Raw genomic sequence first — 16,141 nt, forward strand, 5'->3', positions numbered from 1 at the left:
CGGCGCAGCCTAACATGTCGTATATGGACTCCCCCACAACGCTGCTTTGCATGTCATCACAGTTTCTCAACATTAAGACCTCCGAACTCGATCGTCCGATCTATCGGATCATCTCTTTCGAGAGACTTGTAGACCTGTTCCGGACCCAGAAGCTCGTTCTGGCGCACCCTACCAAGTGGGGCGATCCTTTTGAGACCCATGTCATTGGCGCAAACTTCAAGAGGGGCAACGTCATACTTGACAGAGCCCACCGCCACGTAATTCACGGTCAATGCTGGACACGGAAGTCCGTGTCCGATGCTCTCTGGCGCATCTACTCGCCCGAGAAAAACGCGGTAAGGATCAAAACAACACCAAGGCTCCTCGGGCAGGCGCTCGACGGAGCGCTTTCGCGTACACCACGTTCAAAATGGTTTGTTGGACGAGTGACTTATCTGCCGCAGAAGGACATAGTGGGCAGGGCGCGAGACTTGGCAAGGAAAATGCTGGACGATCAAACCGAGACAGCGGCCGCGCAAAGTCTCCTGTTCAAGCGCAACTCCTTCTCGCATGAATCGGAGGTGAGAGCTCTCGTCGTAGACAGACACAACCGTGCCAAAGCTGGACTAGTTCACCTGAAGATCGATCCGCACGAAATGGTGCAAGGCGTCCTTATAGACTCCCGAGCGACGTCATCTCTAGTAGAGGTGTACTCCCGACACCTAAAAGTGGAACTTGGATTTCAAGGCCGAATTTCTCGCTCAACCCTATATGACCCACCAGAAGCGCTGGTAGTCGAGCTGGGTAAGCTATGACGTCTAACTCTTTACTGGGACTTCCCACGAAGTCAAGCAACGGTACGCGATAGCTTTTCCTTGATAACGGTATTTCCTGCGTTGGCGTGAAGTGAAGCGGCGGTGAAACGAGGAACAGACATCTACTGTCGGCCTTGTTGCACTGATTTTTCAGCGTGGACCCAGATACGAGCCGCTCGGCGGGGCTCCATTCCTATCCCGTGGTCACTACCAATCGAATGCAACAAAGGGTTAGCCGAGCTTGCCCGCCGCCGATCTGACTGTTCAATGCATCTTCGGATTCACGCCTTGCAAGGAAACCAACCACTGATTTTTCGCGTAACTGATGCACCCACCTGGAGATCGGGTCGTCACGTTTGTGTGCTGTCATCACAGTCGATTTGGCTCCCTGGATCAGCAGTGTGAGCAAGTAGCTGTCGCCCCGCTTGGTGATCTTGCCCAGACTGCTTTTGGCATCACTGGAGTTTTGCCGTGGCGTCAGGCCGATCCAGGCGCCGAACTGCGCGCCGTTACTGAACTGTCTGAAGTCGCCCACCGTTGCCACGATCGCCGAGGCGGTCGCCGGCTGGGTCGGAGCATCAGTAGCTCAGGCGGGCCACCGAGCGCAGCACCTCGGGCGTGGTGGTCGGGAAGCCAAAAAACTCAAGGTAAGCCGGGATCTGCTCGAACAGCATGTCCGAGCCCACCTGGATGCGGCAGCCGCGTGCCTCCGCGGCATTCAGGAATGCGGTCATCTCTGTTTTCATCACGACTTCGCCGACAAAGGCTGTCGGCGCGATGCGCGCAATATCCATGGGCATCGGGTCGCCCTCGTTCATGCCCATGGGTGTGGCATTGACCACCAGGTCGTGCCCGGCCGGGTCATTGGACATGGTGCTGACCTGCAGCTTGGGGTAGTGCTTTCTCAGCCGCGCGCCCAGGCCTTCGCAGGACGCCGTGTTCACGTCATGCAGGCTGATGGCACCAATGCCGGCCGCCGCCAGCGATGCGGCAATGGCCGACCCCACGCCGCCGCTGCCGACCACCAGCACGCGGGCGCCGTCCAGCGTCAAGCCCTTGCGCTGCACGCCGCGCACAAAGCCTTCGCCGTCGAACATGTCGCCTTCGAGCTTGCCATCGGCGGCGCGCCGCACGGCGTTGCAGGAGCCCGCCACCGACACGGTGGGCGTGGCGCGGTCGAGCAGGCCCACCGTGGTGACCTTGTGCGGCATGGTGATCAGGGCACCGCGAATGTTGGTGAGCGTGAACACGGCGCGCAGGAAGGCCGGGTAGTCTGCGCTCTGGCAGCCCATGGGCATCACCCGGGCGTTGACGCCGATGTGGTCAAAGTAGGGGTTGTAGATCATCGGCGCCTTGAACGAATGCGTGGGGTAGCCGATGTGGGCAATGAGTTCTGTGTTGCCGTTGATCATGTTCATGTCCTGATGAGGTGTACGCCGTTGGCGTCGTTGTCGTTGTCGGGTCGGGGTCGAATTGGAGTCAGGGTTGGGTTGGCGACAACCGTTCGATGGTTCGTGTTGCGGTGGTCAGGGCCGATCCTGGGACTCGCCCTGTGTCTGGCGCCACAGCGCCATCGCTGCCAGGCGCGCCGGGGCGTTGGGCGCACCGTAGCCGGCGTAACCGCTGCGCCGCTCGACCAGCTCGAAATGGAAACGGTCGTCGAACGGCGTGAGGTACAGGTGCAGGAACTCGCCGCCGCCGGCTTCGCGGTCGTACAGGATGCCCAGCTCGCGCATCGCGGCCAACTCTGCGGCGTCGATGTCGTCAATGCCGTATTTGGCGGCCAGGTCGTCGTAGTAATTGGCCGGTACGGGCAGCAGCGGCGCACCCGATGCCTTGAGCGCGCGCGCCGTGGCAATCAGATCGGCCACGGCCAGCGCAATCTGCTGCACGCCAGCGCCCCGAAAGCTGGACACGGCGCGAGACACCGAGGTGTTGTCGCGCTCGGAGACAGTGAGGGACACGCGCACCGCCCGGTCGGCCGATTCAATCTCGCGGCTCCTGATCACGCCGTAGGGGTCGTGCAGCACCACGTTGCGCTCCGGCACCAGGCCCAGCACGGCGCGGTGAAACAGCACCCAGGGCTCGACCTGACCGGCCGGCACGGCCTGCACCAGGTGGTCGATGCACGCTGAGTCACCAAGCGCCCCGCCGTGCAGCGCGGCTTCATCCATCACAAAATCGGCCTCGAACGGGTAGCGGCCACCCTGAGCCGTCTCGCAGAAATAAACGAGGCTGCCGTCCGGCGCGCGCACCGCCGGGATGGTCATCTCGTGCTGCCCCACGCGGCCGAGCACGCGCGGGCACTGCAGCGCCTCGGCACGCGCCAGCGCACCGGCAACATCCGGCGTGGCCAGCGCCACGGCGCAGGCCGAGGTGCCGTGCAACTCGAAATGGCTGCGGGCGAAGGAATCCTCTTCCAGGTTGACAAGGATGCGAACCTCTCCCTGGCCGTACAAATCAACGGTCTTGGAACGGTGATGGCCGATGCGCTGAAAGCCGCTCGCCTCAAGCCATGCGGCCAGACGCGCGCCCGCGGCCGGGTCGACGGCGAACTCGACGAACGACCATCCGGTGAGTACTGGCGGAGGCGGCGGCGCGAACAAGGGCACCTTGTAGGGCTTGGCGTCCGCGGCGCGGCCCCGCTGTACCTGCTCCTCCAGCCACAGCAGCGAACGCATGGCATCGACAGCGTTCGCCCGGGCCGGTGCGGCGCGGAATTCGTCGTTGAAGATTTCCAGCGACAGTGGGCCGGAGTAACCGGCATCAAGCACGGCGGCGGTGAACTTCGCCATCTCGAATTCGCCCTGGCCGGGAAAGCAGCGGTAATGCCGGCTGTGCGTCAACACGTCGGTGTTGACCCAGGGGGCATCGGCCAGCTGGACGAAAAAGATTTTCTCGCCCGGCAGTTGCGCAATGCCGCTCGGGTCATCGCGCAGCGACAGCGTGTGAAAGCTGTCAAGCGCCAGGCCCATGTGCGGGTGGTTGACCCGCTGGACCACGGCCCAGGCCTGCGACCAGAGCCTGACCTTGCTGCCCCAGGCCAGCGCCTCGTAGGCAATGCGCATGCCGCGCCGCCCGGCATGTTCGGCCAGCTGCTGGAACTGCTCGGCAAGCCGGTCGACATCACTCAGTGCGTCGGGCTGCACGTTGGAACACACCAGGATCAGCTGGGTCCCAAGCTCCTGCATCACGTCGAACTTGCGTTCGGCGCGTTCCAGGTTGCGCGCCAGTTGCGCGGGCGTGGTGCCGTCAAAGTCGCGGAAGGGCTGGAACATGTCGATGCTCAGCCCGACGTCTTCGGCCATGAGGCGCACCTCGCGCGGCGACCCCGGGAACTGCAGCAAGTCGTTCTCGAAGATTTCCACGCCGTCAAAGTGCGCCGCAGCCGCAGCCTGCAGCTTCTCGCGCAGCATGCCAGAGAGAGAAACCGTGGCGATGGAACGGCGCATGGGCAACTCGGCGGAATAGGTCAGAAGGTCAGGAGGTCAGGCCTTCGGGGCGGACTGGGCGGCCGAGACGGCGGCACGCAGGCCCAGCAGGTAGCTGTCGACGCCAAAACCGCAAATCTGCCCCTTCACGATCTCGGCAAACACCGACACGTGACGGAAAGCCTCGCGGGCGTGGATGTTGGACATGTGCAACTCGACCACCGGGCAGGTCAGGATGGCCAGCGCATCGCGGATGCCGTAGCTGTAGTGGGTCCAGGCGCCGGCGTTGATCAGCACGGCATCGACGCCGTCCCGGTAGCCCTGGTGGATGCGCTCGCACATCTCGCCTTCGCTGTTGGTCTGAAAGCACTCCACTTCCGTACCCAGCTCCTTGCCCAGGGTGGTCAGGCTGGCATTGATCTCGTCGAGCGTGATGGTGCCGTACTGCTTGGGGTCGCGTTTGCCGAACATGTTGTGATTGATGCCGTGAAGCATGAGAACTTTCATGGGAGATCCTTGTGTGGTTGGAAAATTTAGGAAATTAGGAAACTGTCAGGCTGCTAGTTTGTCAGATGGACGATCTGGCCCGTCCTGGCCGCTTCGGCAATGGCTTCGGTGATGCGCAGGTTCAAGAGGCCATCACGCGCGCTGACCAGCGGCTCGGCCTCGCGCCGGATCACGGCACCGAAGTGTTCGATCTGGTGCTTCAGCGGGTCGTCTCGCACCATGCCCACCACGCCGACTTCGAATTCTTTCCACCAGGACCGGTCTTCCGGCCTCGGGTAGGTTTTCAGGCGCATCGTGGGCACCGACAGGCTGCCGTTGGTGCCGGAAATGACGTAGCAGTCCTCGTCGTCGTAGGTCGGGTAAGCCTTGTTTTCCTGGCTGGTCTGCTCCCAGCTGCGCGGGCAGGCGGCGGTATCGGACAGCATGAAGGTGCCCAGCGCCCCGCTGGCAAAGCGCAGGTTGATCGCCACGGTGTCTTCCACCGTGAAGCTGCGGGTGGCGCTGGAAGCAAAGGCCTGCACGGCGACGATGTCGCCGCACAGCATGCGCAGGTTGTGCACCTCGTGGATCATGTTCAGCAGGATGGGGCCGCCGCCGATCTCGCGGCGCCACGTTGCGTCGGCATAGTACTGGTCGGGTTTGAAAAAGGTGGCACTGCCCATCACCGCCACCAGCTTGCCCAGTTTGCCGGAGTCCACCACCTCTTTGGCCTTGGCCATGATGGGGCTGTGCGCGCGGTGGTGGCCAATCAGCACCTTGGCTCCGGTTTCATCCACCACCTTGAGTAGCTGTTCGCCCTCCGCCACGGTGGTGGCAATCGGCTTTTCCAGCAGAATGGGCAGGCCGGCAGCGATGCACTGCAGCGCTTGCGGTACGTGCAGCTGGTTGGGTGTCGCCAGGACCAATCCGTCGGGCCGGTCCCTGGCCAGCAACTCCTCAATGGACGTATACAGGGGCACGCCGGCCCCGGCAGCCAGCTCCACGGCTGCGGGCGAGGGATCGACGATGGCGGAGAGTGCGCAGGTGGGGCTGTTTTGCGCCACACCCATGTGGGCCTGGCCGATGTAGCCGGCACCGGCGACGGCAATGCGGGTTTTGGTCATCTGTCGGTCATCTGTCGGTCATCGGAATCAATCGATCAAAACGGGAGTGGGTTCGCCCTGGCGGCAAAAAACCGCCAGTGCGTGCCTGGGGTGCAGTTACTTACGCATCTTGACCAGCTCGGCCGTCACTTCATTGACGGTGGCTTCGCCGACGCTGGCGCTGAACTGGGTAATCACCGGTTTCATCTTGTCGCGCAGCTTGGCCACCTCGGTGGGCGGGAACTGCGTCACGGTCATGCCGTTCTTCTTGAGCAGCTCAAGGTTGCTCGCCACGGCGGCGCGGGCTTCGGCACGCTGGACAACTGCAGCCTCGCTGGCGGCATCGCCGATGATCTTCTTCTCGGCCGGTGTCAGGGTGTCCCAGACCTTTTTGCTGAAGATCACCGATTGCGGGTTGTACTGGTGGTTGGTCAGGGCGATGTACTTTTGCACTTCCCAGAATTTGTTGGCGGCAATCACGCTGACCGGGTTTTCCTGGCCGTCAATGGCTTTTTGCTCCAGGCCGCCATAGACCTCTGGGAAAGGCATGGGTGTCGGGTTGGCGCCCAGGGCCTTGACCCATGCGACGTTGATCGGGTTCGGAATCACGCGCAGCTTCAGGCCGTCAATGTCTTCGACCTTGTTCAGCGGGCGCTTGCTATTGGTGATCTGGCGGTAGCCAAGTTCCCAGTAGGCGAGACCCACAAGACCTTTTTGCTCCAGCAGGGCATGCATCTTCTTGCCGACCGGGCCATCGACGATGGCGTCCGATTCCTTCTCGTTGGCGAACAGGAAGGGGAAGTCAAAAATCGCCAGTTCCTTGGCTTCGCTGGCCAGGATGCCGCTGTTCATGACCGACATTTCGATCGTGCCGCCCTTCATGGACGACACCACGGCCTGGTCGCTGCCCAGCGTGCCGCTGTAAAACAGGTTGACCTTGATCTTGCCGCCAGACTTGGCCGCGACGACTTCGGCGAATTTCTTCATGCCGGCGACGGCTGGGTGGCCTTCCGGTCCGTTGAGCGCGAACTTGAACGCGTGCTCCTTGATGTCCTGTGCGCCGGCCATGCCGAAGGCGGCCAGCGCGGCAGCGGCCAACAGAGTCTTGATCATCAAACGTTTCATGGTTGTCTCCTGAAATGACACAGTACGCAAATTGATGGGATGCAGGACATGGCGTACCACACACGCCCCGCCTCGAAAAACAGGTTCAGCAGAGTTGGCAGGTTCAGTACAGCAGGCGGGCCGGCCACATCACAATTTGGGGGAACAGCACCATCAGGAACATCACGACGAACTGCACGGCCATGAAGGGCATCACGCCGCGCGTGACGTCGTCCATCTTCATCCGGCCCACGCCCGCCACGACGTTGAGCACCGTGCCGACCGGCGGCGTCACCAGGCCGATGGAGTTGTTGATGATGAACAGCACGCCGAAGTACACCGGGTCGATGCCAGCCGCCTTTACCAGGGGCATCAGCACTGGCGTCAGGATCAGGATGGTGGGTGTCATGTCCATGGCGGTGCCGACGATCATGACCAGCACCATGATGGCGATCATCAGCAGCGTGGGGCTGCCCAGCAAGGGGCTGAGCAGGTCAACGACCTGGGCGGGCAGCTGCGCCACCGTGATCAGCCAAGCCGAGACCATGGCCGCAGCCACCAGGAACATCACCACCGCCGTGGTCTTGGCCGCGGCCACGAATGTTCCATAGAGCTGGCTCCAGGTGAGTTCCCGGTAAATCACGCCGGCCACGAACAGGGCGAAGACCGCTGCGACCACCGCCGCCTCGGTCGGCGTGAACAGGCCGAAGCGCAGGCCGAACAGGATCAGCAAGGGCAAGGTCAGCGCCCAGCCCGCCTTGCGAAAGGCATGCCATACCTCGCCGGCAGACTTGCGCGGCGGCGGCTCGAGCTTTTCGCGGCGCGTCGTCCACCACCAGGTGGCCCACAGACCTGCGGCCAGCCAGATACCGGGGAAGATGCCGGCCAGGAACAGCTTGGTAATCGACACGTTGGCGGCGACGCCAAAAATCACAAAGCCTATGGAGGGCGGGATGATGGGGCCGATCACGCCGCAGGCCGCGATCAAGCCGCCACTGCGCGCCTTGTCATGCCCGGCTTTCACCATCATCGGCAGCAACAGCGCGGTCAGGGCGGCCGCGTCGGCCACAGCCGAGCCCGACAGCGCCGACAGGATGCAGGCGGCGACGATGGTCACGTAGCCCAGGCCACCCCGGATGTGGCCGACCAGCGCCAGCGCGAAGTCGACGATGCGCCTGGACAGGCCGCCGGTGTTCATCACCTCGCCGGCCAGCATGAAGAAGGGCACGGCCAGCAGCGGGAAGCTGTTGGCGCCCTCCATGATGTTCTGCGCCAGGATCTGCGCGTCGAACATGTTCATGTGCCACATCAGGGCGGCGCCGCACAGCAGCAGCGAAAAGGCGATCGGGATGCCCAGCGCCATGGCGGCCAGGAGGGAACCAAGGAAAACAGCAATAGTCATGATGGAGATTCCCCTGGTGGTTTACAGCGGCTTTGGCACGTCGATGGGCTCTTCTTCGGACTCCCGGATGCCGATCAGCTCGTCGTCGGTGAGTTCACCCTTCAACAGGCGCCACAGGTGGTTGAGCAGGATCACCGCGCCAGACACGGCGCAAACCATGCCACTGGCGTAGAAAATTCCCATGGACACTTCCATGGCGGCGCTGGTGGATTCCCAGTTGACCTTGACCTGGTCCAGCGAGCCTTTGAACAGCAGCCAGCAAATGAACAGCATGAGTGCATGCCCGAGCACGAGGCAGATCCGTTTGCCGCCTACCGACAGACGGGACACCAGCATGTCGGTGCCCAGGTGCGCACCTTCGTGCATCGCGACGATGGCGCCCAGGAAGGTGACCCAGACGAACAGCCAGCGCGACAGCTCTTCCGAGACGGTGATGCCGGAGTTGAAGGCGTAGCGCATCACCACGTTGGCAAACACCAGCACCACCATCAGTGCCAGCGCGCCAGCCATGAGCACCGACAGCAAGCGGCAATAGCCGTCAATGAGTTTTTGTAGCATGAAACCAGTCTCCTGTATGTGTTCGGTACAGTAATGTACGAACTAGTTAGTTTTATTGGAATCAGTACTTACCCTAGCGCAGTCCAGCCCCGCACCAGACGATTGCCCAGCTCTTCGGAGCCTCTCCCGAGCTCTCTGTTGCCTATTTGCGAACGAAACGCACCACCATCTCGACGATGCTGTTGCGGCGCGCAGCGATCGACTGGGGGGTGCCCCCGTCGCGCTTGAAAATCAGGTCGAAGGTATGCCGGTTGGACACGTTGAAGAAAGTCAGCGCCGAAATCGATGCATGGATGTCGATGGGGTCGAGCCCGGCCCGGAATACGCCCTGCGCCACGCCGCGTTCGTAAAGATTGCGAATAGCCTCGATCGCCGGGACGTTGAGCTCCTGGATGCTCTTGCTTTGCGCCAGGTAGGCGCCGCGCTCCATGTTCTCGGTCATCACCAGCCGGATGTAGTCCGGGTTGCCCTGGTGATGGTCGAACGTGAACTCCACCAGCCGGCGCAGGGCCTGTTCGGGCGGCAGGTCTTCGAGGTGCAAGCCGGCTTCGATGCTGCGCATGCGGCGGTAGGACTCTTCCAATACCGCGACGTACAGGCCTTCCTTGCTGCCGAAGTAGTAGTAAATCATGCGCTTGCTGGTGCGCGTGGCTGCCGCGATTTCGTCGATGCGCGCACCGCTCAGGCCCTTGTTCGCGAATTCCGCGGTGGCGACCTCGAGAATGCCCGCCATGGTGCGGGCCGGGTCGTTGGTGCGGGGGACCGGCAAGGTCCTGCCCGCCGTCCTGCCCGTCGGCCTCGTTGCCGGTTTGGTTGCCGGCTTGACTGCTGTTTTTGCCTTGGGGACAGAATGTACTAACTCGTTCATTCCTGCAGTATAGAGGCCCGGCGCAGCACATGGAAGTGTTCATACGGAAGGGTTGCACAGCGCACGACAGCCGGTTATTTACACCAGCGGAACCGTCAGCTTCCCGATCACCGCAAGGGTATCGGGACGCACGCCACGCCACCAGACAAAAGCTTCGGCGGCCTGCTCGGCCAGCATGCCCACACCATCGGCCAGCTGTTTGACGCCAGCGTTTTGCGCCAGGCGCAGGAAGGGCGTCAGGCCCTTGCCATACGCCAGCTCATACGCCAGGGCGCAATTGACAAATACGCCGGCCGGCACCGGCGGCAGCTCGGCACGCAGGCTGGCCGAAGTGGCGTTGAACACCACATCAAAGGTCTGCCCGACCAGGTCGGTGTAGGCACAGCCACGCACGCTACCCTTGGCCGCGCCAATTTTTGCCAGCTCGAGAGCCTTGTCCACACTGCGGTTGGCGATCACCAGCTCTGCCGGTGCCTGTTCCAGGAAGGGCAGCAGCGCGCCCCGTGCGGCGCCACCGGCACCCAGCAGCAACACGCGTTTGCCCTTGAGCGGGCAACCCAGGTTATGGATCACGTCGCGCACCAGGCCGACACCGTCGAAGTTCTCGGCCAGCACGCGCTCGCCGTCAAATTTCATGGCATTGACGGCACCGGCGAGCTGCGCCCGCTCGGAGCGCTCGGTGGCGTAGCTGAAAGCGTCGAGCTTGAACGGCGCTGTGATGTTCATGCCTCGCCCGCCGCTGGCTCGAAACGCATCGACGGCGCCGGCAAACTGGCCGAGCGGGCCCTCGATGGCCGTGTACTCGATGTCCTGCCCGGTGGCCTGGGCAAACATGCCATGGATCAGCGGCGATTTGCTTTGCTGGATGGGGTTGCCAATAACAGCATAACGGTCGGTCATGACTGGACTCCCACAGGTGACTCCGAATACAGGACGCCGTCGCGCTCCATGGCGTCTATCTCGACAGGACTGAATCCCACGCTCGCCGCGATCTCGCGGTTGTGTTGGCCCAGCAGTGGCGCGGGCCCGCTGGGCGAGGTGTCGCATTCAGAGAAGCGAAAGGGCAGATTGGGCAGCTTGATCTTGCCCAGCACCGGGTGATCTTGCTCCACCACCATGCCCCGCGCAAGGGTTTGCGGGTCGCTGAGCACCTGGTCAATGGTTTGTACGGGCGCGGCCGGAACACCGGCAGCGTCCAGCGCCGCGCAACACGCCTGAACCGAATGGGCCTTCGTCCAGGCTGTCACCCTGGCCAGGATGGCCTCACGGTGGGCATTGCGCCCGGCCTGGTCGTGCAGGCGGGTGTCCGCCGCGTAGTCCTCGCCGCCTATCAGTCGGGCCAGGCTCTTCCAGGTGTCCGTCATCTGCGCAGCAATCACCAGATAACCGTCGTTGGCGGAAAACGCGCCATACACCGTGCTCTGCGGCAGGTCATGGCCGGTCTGCACCGGCAGCTCCTTGCCGCCGCTCATCAAATAGCTCTGGGCGGCAAAGTCGTGCATGGAGATCATGCAGTCATACAGGGCAATGTCGATGTGCTGCCCGCGGCCACTGCTCACGCGGCCAAACAACGCGGCGCAAATCGCCGACACGCCGTGCATGCCGGCATACATGTCGGCGATGGGCATGCGAAACAGCGGCGGCGGCTCGCCCGGCACGCCAATCAGCGACATGGCACCGCTCTTGGCTTCGGCGATCAGGCCGAACCCCGGCCGCGCCGAGTCCGGCCCGGTGTGGCCGTACGCCGAGACCGAACAATAGACGAGTTTGGGGTTGCGCCGGGAAAGCTCTTCATAGCCCAGGCCCAGTTTGTTCAGGGCGCCGGGGCGGTAGTTCTCGACGAACACGTCGGCGCTGTCGGTGAGCTTGTGCATCATCTCCAGGCCACGCGGGTCACGCAGGTTGATGCACAGGCCCTGCTTGCCCATGTTTTGCTGCATGAAGTAGCCGCTCTGGCCCTGGACGATGGTCGGGCTGGCACGCCCGGCATCCCCCGCCACGGGCCGCTCCACCTTGATGACCTCGGCACCCATCGCGCTCAGGCAGCGCGACATGTGCGGGCCGGCCAGAAAGTGGCTGTAGTCGATGACCCGTAGGCCTGCCAGCGGCAGCGCCTGCGCGGGTTTGGTGGGTGATGGTTTAGTCATGAAAAGTCCTCTCGGCCCCAATGGAGCGGGCGTAATAAGCTATTTGTTGATGGTGTTGATGGCGACTGAAGGGGGCTCAGGAAGCCGCTGCGCCGGGCCGGCGCGGCACCATCAGCCGGTGTTCGCCCTTTTGCACCACCTGGCCGTGCTGGTTGATCAGCTCGGCCGGCAGCACCACGATGCCCCAGCCGGGCTTGCTTTTGGAGGGGCGCATGCTCTCGACCCGAAACCGCACCTGCAGCACGTCGTTGATCTTGATCGGCAGCACAAAGTCCCAGGTCCAACCCAGCGACATGCCGGGCAGAAAGCGGTACTCGCACTGCGTTTTCAGGCCGTCGGCGACCGACAGACCCATCAGACCGTGGGCCACGCGGCAGCCAAAGTGCGAAGCGTTGGCGTATTCCTCGTCCACATGCACGGGCGTGAAGTCGCCGGTGAGTTCGGCATAGGCGTCGATGCGCTCGGCGGTGACGGTGTAGGTCGGGCTGGTGCATTCGTCACCGACCTTGGCGTCGTCCCAGTATTTTTCCGGGGTGCTGAACTGGATGTCGGGTTTTGGCATGGGAGTTTCTTTCAGTCTGTTTGTCTGTCAAATCGGATCAGCCGCGCGGACTTCATGCCCTCGGGTTCACCGCAAGGGCCTCGGCCACGCTGTTGCCGCTGGCCTGGATCAGCTCGATCGCCAGGCCATCGGGCAGCTGCAGCCAGTTGCGGCCTTGCGGCAGGGCCTTGACGCCCCACTTCTGCGCCGCCTGCAACGCGCCTTCCAGGTCGGCCACCATGATGCCGAGATGGGCCAGCCAGCCCGCGTCGTTGGAAGGCGGCGCCTCAAAGTCGGGCGTGCTCATCAGCTGCATGCCGCCTATCGTCCAGTACTGGTGCGGTGCGTCGACGGGGCCGTCGATCTCGCGCACGTCCATGCCCAGTACCTCATAAAAGAAGTTGATGTACCACTGGATGTCCCTGACGCGCACCGCGACATGCTCGACATATGCCTGGTTCGAATAAGCCATGACTCGTTATTTCCCTTGTTGGTTAGTGCGACGATGAACCGGGCAAGCCCAGCTCAATGCCCTTGATGCAGGCCACCAGCGTCTGGTTGACCGGCGTGGACACGCCGCATTTGGCGCCCCAGCGCACGACCGAGCCGTTGACAAAATCGACCTCGGTGACCGAGCCCTTTTCCAGGCTCTGCAGCATCGAGGTCTTGAATTCATCAGGCAGGCCGGCACCGGCCTTGAGCCAGGCCTGGCGCGGGTCGGTAATGCTGAGGCGGATGCCGCTGGCCTCTGCCACCGCCATGGCCTCGGCCACGGCCGCCACGCCACAGGCTTCGAGCTCGGGCTGCTGGTACAGCTGGCCATACGTCAGGCGCGTGATGCCCGTGAGCGCACCGGTCGCCACGTTGATCAGCAGCTTGTCCCAGATCGTGCCCATGATGTTGTCGCTGACGGTGGTGTCCAGCCCGGCACGGTTGAAGGTGTCGGCAATGCGCTGTACCCGCTCGGTGATGCGGCCGTCCAGTTCGCCAATGTGGGTGTCTTTGCCGCGGGTGCCGACGACCACATGGCCGACGCCAATCTGCGTGCCCCCGGCATAGGTTTTGCCCGCCAGTACGCGTTCGCGGCCGACGATGTCCGCCAAGATGTCTTCATGCCCAAGACCGTTTTGCAGCGACAGCACGGCCGTGTCCGGCCCCAGCAATGAGGTCGCCGCTTCCATGGCCTGGCGCGTATGGAAGGACTTGACCAGCACGATCACCAGGTCCACGGCGCCCGTGTCGATGTTCACGCCCTGGGCGGTGGTGGCGGCGTATACCGGCACGGCGCGGTCGGCACCGCCGTCGCGCAGGATCAGCCCGCGGCTGTTCATGGCGTCGACCTGCTCCGCATTGCGGTTGATCAGCCACACCTCATGGCCGGCCTCGGTCAACACACCACCGATGGCGCAACCCAGCGCGCCGGCGCCCAGAACACAAATCTTCACTGCGACTCCTTCTTGATCCAGGCGTGAATTCTGGGCAGCCCCCTTCATGCCGTCCATGCAATGGATGCAATACATGTCATTGCAAAACACAATAGAGATAGACAATAGAGGTATGGACAAGGACCTTGATCTGCTCGACATCAAACTGCTGCGCCTGCTGGACCAGCTTTATGCCACCCATAGCGTGACGCGTGCGGCCGACGCGCTGGGGCAAAGCCAGCCCACGGTCAGCATCTGGCTGGCCCGCTTGCGCAAGCAGCTGAACGACCCGCTCTTTGTGCGCACGGCCGAAGGCATGCTGCCCACGCCGCGCACCGATGCACTGATGGGCACGGTGCGCGAGGTGCTGGCCGGCTTGCAACGGCTGTCCGAGTCAGGCGCCGCATTTGACCCGGCCACGGTGCAGCGGCGCTTCTCCATCTGCATGACGGACGCCAGCCACATCACCCTGCTGCCGCGGCTGCTGGCGCATGTGCGGGCACTCGCACCCGGTGTGGCGCTGGAGGCGAGTCGTATTGATGCCAACCTGGCGCACGCCCTGCAGGCGGGCGAGGCCGACCTGGCCGTGGGGTTTCTGCCCTGGCTGGACGCCGGCTTTTACCAGCAGACCCTGTACGCGCAGGACTGGGTTTGCCTGGCCAATGCACAGCATCCGCGTGTCATCGACGAAACCCGGGCGAACTGGAACCTCGCGGTGTATCAGGCCGAAGCGCACATCGGCATCAGTTCCGGCACGGGCTACCAGCTGCTCGACAACGCCGTGGCGTCACAGCACATCACGCGCCAGATACGGCTGGAGCTGCCCGGTTTTCTGGGCCTGTCGGCCATTCTCTCGACCAGCGACCTGATCGCCACCCTGCCCCGCCACATCGGCGAAACCCTGGCCCACGCCGCCGGACTGCGCGTGCTGCCCTGTCCGTTCGAGATTCCGGGCTTCACCGTCAAGCAATACTGGCATGCCAGGTACCACCACGACGCAGCCTGCCGCTGGCTGCGCGGCGTCTGCGCCGAATTGTTCATGAAAAATGCCTGACCCCAGACAATGCGGGCGTAAGCGGCTATTTCAAAAAATGCGGTGACAAAAAGCCGGGTGAAATACAGGCAATGATGGCCCACTCACCCATGCCATCGGGAACATGGCACACATTGAAATACGACATGGTAAATACGACATGGTGCCCATTTCCGCCATGACATGGACGCCATGACCCTCATCGCCTACATTGAAATCCATTACTGGCATCAAACATGAACCCATCCGTTTTCAACCGCACCACCGAAGACGTCGGCAACATCGTCGAGTTCGGTCACGTCAATGTCCGCGTGCCAGACCAGCAACAGGCGATCATCTTCTACATCATGGGCCTGGGCCTCACCCGCGACCCCTACCTGATGACCGGTGTGGACAACGCCTGGATCAATGTCGGCACCTGCCAGTTCCACTTGCCGGTCGGGCCGGCGCAGGTGCTGCGCGGCATGACCGGCCTCGTCCTGCCCGATCTGGACGCTTTGGTCGCACGGCTGACGCAGGTGGCGCCCCGGCTGAAAGGCACGAAGTTTGCCTTTGCCCGCACCGGCGAATGCGTGGATGTCACCTGCCCTTGGGGCAACCTAATCCGTGTGCACGCACCAGATCCCGCGCGTTTTGGCCGCATGACGCTGGGCATGCCCTATGTGGAAATTGACAGCGCCCCCGGTACCGCCTCGCGCATCGCCCGCTTCTACCAAGAGATCCTTGCGGCGCCAGCCCACAGCGGCCACGACGCCACCGGCGCCTTCGCGCGTATTCCCATAGGCCTCGGCGAAAGCCTGGTATTCCGTGAAACCGGACGCACGCTGCCGCCCTTCGACGGCCACCACGTCCAGATCGCCATCGCCGACTTTTCAGGCGTGCACCGGCGTCTGCTCGAACGTGACCTGATCACCGAGGAAAGCAACCAGAGCCAGTACCGCTTTCAGGACATCACCGACCTGGACACGGGCGAGGTGCTGGCAACCCTCGAGCACGAGGTGCGCAGCATGCGCCACCCCCTGTACGCACGCACTCTGGTCAATCGAAGCGCATAAGCAGCGCAGACGACACCCCCCACGCAGGCGCCATCAGGAAGCGGCCTGTTCCGGCCCTGCCCCCTACTTGACGCCGGCTTCTCCATGGCATCAGCCGGGACCCGGGGATTTCAAGGATCCGCGGCGAGGCGCAACATTGTTCATGGCAACCGGCCAGACCCATGAACTGCGGGCGTTGACAGCTGTTTGTTTGAC

16 protein-coding genes and 1 pseudogene are annotated in these 16,141 nt (G+C 63.0%); 3 read left to right on the forward strand and 14 right to left on the reverse strand.

Annotated features, from left to right (window positions below; all coding sequences use genetic code 11):
* Positions 1-23: 23 nt before the first annotated feature.
* Positions 24-794, forward strand: a complete 771-nt coding sequence (locus tag AC1DUB_RS15380) for a hypothetical protein (protein ID WP_477730231.1) — start codon at positions 24-26, stop codon at positions 792-794.
* A gap of 307 nt (positions 795-1,101) precedes the next feature.
* Here the strand turns inward: AC1DUB_RS15380 and AC1DUB_RS15385 are convergent.
* From AC1DUB_RS15385 to AC1DUB_RS15450, 14 genes and pseudogenes are all read right to left on the reverse strand, one after another.
* A pseudogene (locus AC1DUB_RS15385) lies at positions 1,102-1,359 on the reverse strand (transposase); the annotation flags it as partial.
* A 13-nt stretch (positions 1,360-1,372) separates the two neighbouring features.
* Entirely contained in the window at positions 1,373-2,206 is an 834-nt protein-coding gene (locus AC1DUB_RS15390) for a shikimate dehydrogenase family protein (RefSeq protein WP_477730232.1), read from the reverse strand.
* Positions 2,207-2,320: 114 nt separating this feature from the next.
* The gene (locus AC1DUB_RS15395) at positions 2,321-4,246 is read right to left on the reverse strand and encodes a bifunctional sugar phosphate isomerase/epimerase/4-hydroxyphenylpyruvate dioxygenase family protein (RefSeq protein ID WP_477730233.1); all 1,926 of its coding nucleotides are present in this window, start codon (positions 4,244-4,246) and stop codon (positions 2,321-2,323) included.
* 36 nt (positions 4,247-4,282) lie between these two features.
* Complete coding sequence (aroQ, locus tag AC1DUB_RS15400) at positions 4,283-4,732, reverse strand: type II 3-dehydroquinate dehydratase (RefSeq protein ID WP_477716259.1); 450 nt, start codon at positions 4,730-4,732, stop codon at positions 4,283-4,285.
* A 53-nt stretch (positions 4,733-4,785) separates the two neighbouring features.
* Positions 4,786-5,835: a Gfo/Idh/MocA family protein gene (locus AC1DUB_RS15405; protein ID WP_477730234.1), complete on the reverse strand. Its 1,050-nt coding sequence runs from the start codon at positions 5,833-5,835 to the stop codon at positions 4,786-4,788.
* A 96-nt stretch (positions 5,836-5,931) separates the two neighbouring features.
* Positions 5,932-6,939: a TRAP transporter substrate-binding protein gene (locus tag AC1DUB_RS15410; protein ID WP_477730235.1), complete on the reverse strand. Its 1,008-nt coding sequence runs from the start codon at positions 6,937-6,939 to the stop codon at positions 5,932-5,934.
* 103 nt (positions 6,940-7,042) lie between these two features.
* Entirely contained in the window at positions 7,043-8,320 is a 1,278-nt protein-coding gene (locus tag AC1DUB_RS15415; protein WP_477730236.1) for a TRAP transporter large permease subunit, read from the reverse strand.
* 21 nt (positions 8,321-8,341) lie between these two features.
* Complete coding sequence (locus AC1DUB_RS15420; protein ID WP_477730237.1) at positions 8,342-8,878, reverse strand: TRAP transporter small permease; 537 nt, start codon at positions 8,876-8,878, stop codon at positions 8,342-8,344.
* Between the two features lie 142 nt (positions 8,879-9,020).
* The gene (locus tag AC1DUB_RS15425) at positions 9,021-9,746 is read right to left on the reverse strand and encodes a TetR/AcrR family transcriptional regulator (RefSeq protein WP_477730238.1); all 726 of its coding nucleotides are present in this window, start codon (positions 9,744-9,746) and stop codon (positions 9,021-9,023) included.
* Positions 9,747-9,824: 78 nt separating this feature from the next.
* Positions 9,825-10,646 carry a shikimate dehydrogenase gene (gene aroE / locus AC1DUB_RS15430; protein ID WP_477730239.1) on the reverse strand — a complete coding sequence of 274 codons (822 nt, stop codon included), beginning with the start codon at positions 10,644-10,646 and terminating at the stop codon, positions 9,825-9,827.
* Positions 10,643-11,893, reverse strand: a complete 1,251-nt coding sequence (locus AC1DUB_RS15435; RefSeq protein ID WP_477730240.1) for a CaiB/BaiF CoA transferase family protein — start codon at positions 11,891-11,893, stop codon at positions 10,643-10,645. Before AC1DUB_RS15435 ends, aroE begins: the two co-directional genes overlap by 4 nt.
* Positions 11,894-11,969: 76 nt before the next feature.
* Positions 11,970-12,455: a MaoC family dehydratase gene (locus AC1DUB_RS15440; RefSeq protein WP_477730241.1), complete on the reverse strand. Its 486-nt coding sequence runs from the start codon at positions 12,453-12,455 to the stop codon at positions 11,970-11,972.
* A gap of 52 nt (positions 12,456-12,507) precedes the next feature.
* Positions 12,508-12,906, reverse strand: a complete 399-nt coding sequence (locus tag AC1DUB_RS15445) for a VOC family protein (protein ID WP_305640197.1) — start codon at positions 12,904-12,906, stop codon at positions 12,508-12,510.
* Between the two features lie 22 nt (positions 12,907-12,928).
* Positions 12,929-13,879 (reverse strand): ketopantoate reductase family protein, encoded by a 951-nt coding sequence (locus AC1DUB_RS15450; RefSeq protein WP_477730242.1) that lies wholly within the window; start codon positions 13,877-13,879, stop codon positions 12,929-12,931.
* 112 nt (positions 13,880-13,991) lie between these two features.
* Between AC1DUB_RS15450 and AC1DUB_RS15455 the strand changes: the two genes are divergently transcribed.
* Entirely contained in the window at positions 13,992-14,912 is a 921-nt protein-coding gene (locus AC1DUB_RS15455; protein WP_477730243.1) for a LysR family transcriptional regulator, read from the forward strand.
* A 215-nt stretch (positions 14,913-15,127) separates the two neighbouring features.
* A complete protein-coding gene (locus AC1DUB_RS15460) occupies positions 15,128-15,946 on the forward strand; it encodes a hypothetical protein (RefSeq protein WP_477730244.1) in 819 nt (272 codons plus the stop codon).
* The last annotated feature ends 195 nt before the right edge of the window (positions 15,947-16,141 follow it).

This window comes from Polaromonas sp. P4_F9 (assembly GCF_056401235.1).

What these genes read in the sequence shown, in the direction of transcription:
- AC1DUB_RS15380 (WP_477730231.1), top strand. Translation starts at nt 24, where the DNA reads ATGGACTCCCCCACAACGCTGCTTTGCATGTCATCACAGTTTCTCAAC.
- AC1DUB_RS15390 (WP_477730232.1), bottom strand. Translation starts at nt 2,206, where the DNA reads ATGATCAACGGCAACACAGAACTCATTGCCCACATCGGCTACCCCACG.
- AC1DUB_RS15395 (WP_477730233.1), bottom strand. Translation starts at nt 4,246, where the DNA reads ATGCGCCGTTCCATCGCCACGGTTTCTCTCTCTGGCATGCTGCGCGAG.
- aroQ (WP_477716259.1), bottom strand. Translation starts at nt 4,732, where the DNA reads ATGAAAGTTCTCATGCTTCACGGCATCAATCACAACATGTTCGGCAAA.
- AC1DUB_RS15405 (WP_477730234.1), bottom strand. Translation starts at nt 5,835, where the DNA reads ATGACCAAAACCCGCATTGCCGTCGCCGGTGCCGGCTACATCGGCCAG.
- AC1DUB_RS15410 (WP_477730235.1), bottom strand. Translation starts at nt 6,939, where the DNA reads ATGAAACGTTTGATGATCAAGACTCTGTTGGCCGCTGCCGCGCTGGCC.
- AC1DUB_RS15415 (WP_477730236.1), bottom strand. Translation starts at nt 8,320, where the DNA reads ATGACTATTGCTGTTTTCCTTGGTTCCCTCCTGGCCGCCATGGCGCTG.
- AC1DUB_RS15420 (WP_477730237.1), bottom strand. Translation starts at nt 8,878, where the DNA reads ATGCTACAAAAACTCATTGACGGCTATTGCCGCTTGCTGTCGGTGCTC.
- AC1DUB_RS15425 (WP_477730238.1), bottom strand. Translation starts at nt 9,746, where the DNA reads ATGAACGAGTTAGTACATTCTGTCCCCAAGGCAAAAACAGCAGTCAAG.
- aroE (WP_477730239.1), bottom strand. Translation starts at nt 10,646, where the DNA reads ATGACCGACCGTTATGCTGTTATTGGCAACCCCATCCAGCAAAGCAAA.
- AC1DUB_RS15435 (WP_477730240.1), bottom strand. Translation starts at nt 11,893, where the DNA reads ATGACTAAACCATCACCCACCAAACCCGCGCAGGCGCTGCCGCTGGCA.
- AC1DUB_RS15440 (WP_477730241.1), bottom strand. Translation starts at nt 12,455, where the DNA reads ATGCCAAAACCCGACATCCAGTTCAGCACCCCGGAAAAATACTGGGAC.
- AC1DUB_RS15445 (WP_305640197.1), bottom strand. Translation starts at nt 12,906, where the DNA reads ATGGCTTATTCGAACCAGGCATATGTCGAGCATGTCGCGGTGCGCGTC.
- AC1DUB_RS15455 (WP_477730243.1), top strand. Translation starts at nt 13,992, where the DNA reads ATGGACAAGGACCTTGATCTGCTCGACATCAAACTGCTGCGCCTGCTG.
- AC1DUB_RS15460 (WP_477730244.1), top strand. Translation starts at nt 15,128, where the DNA reads ATGAACCCATCCGTTTTCAACCGCACCACCGAAGACGTCGGCAACATC.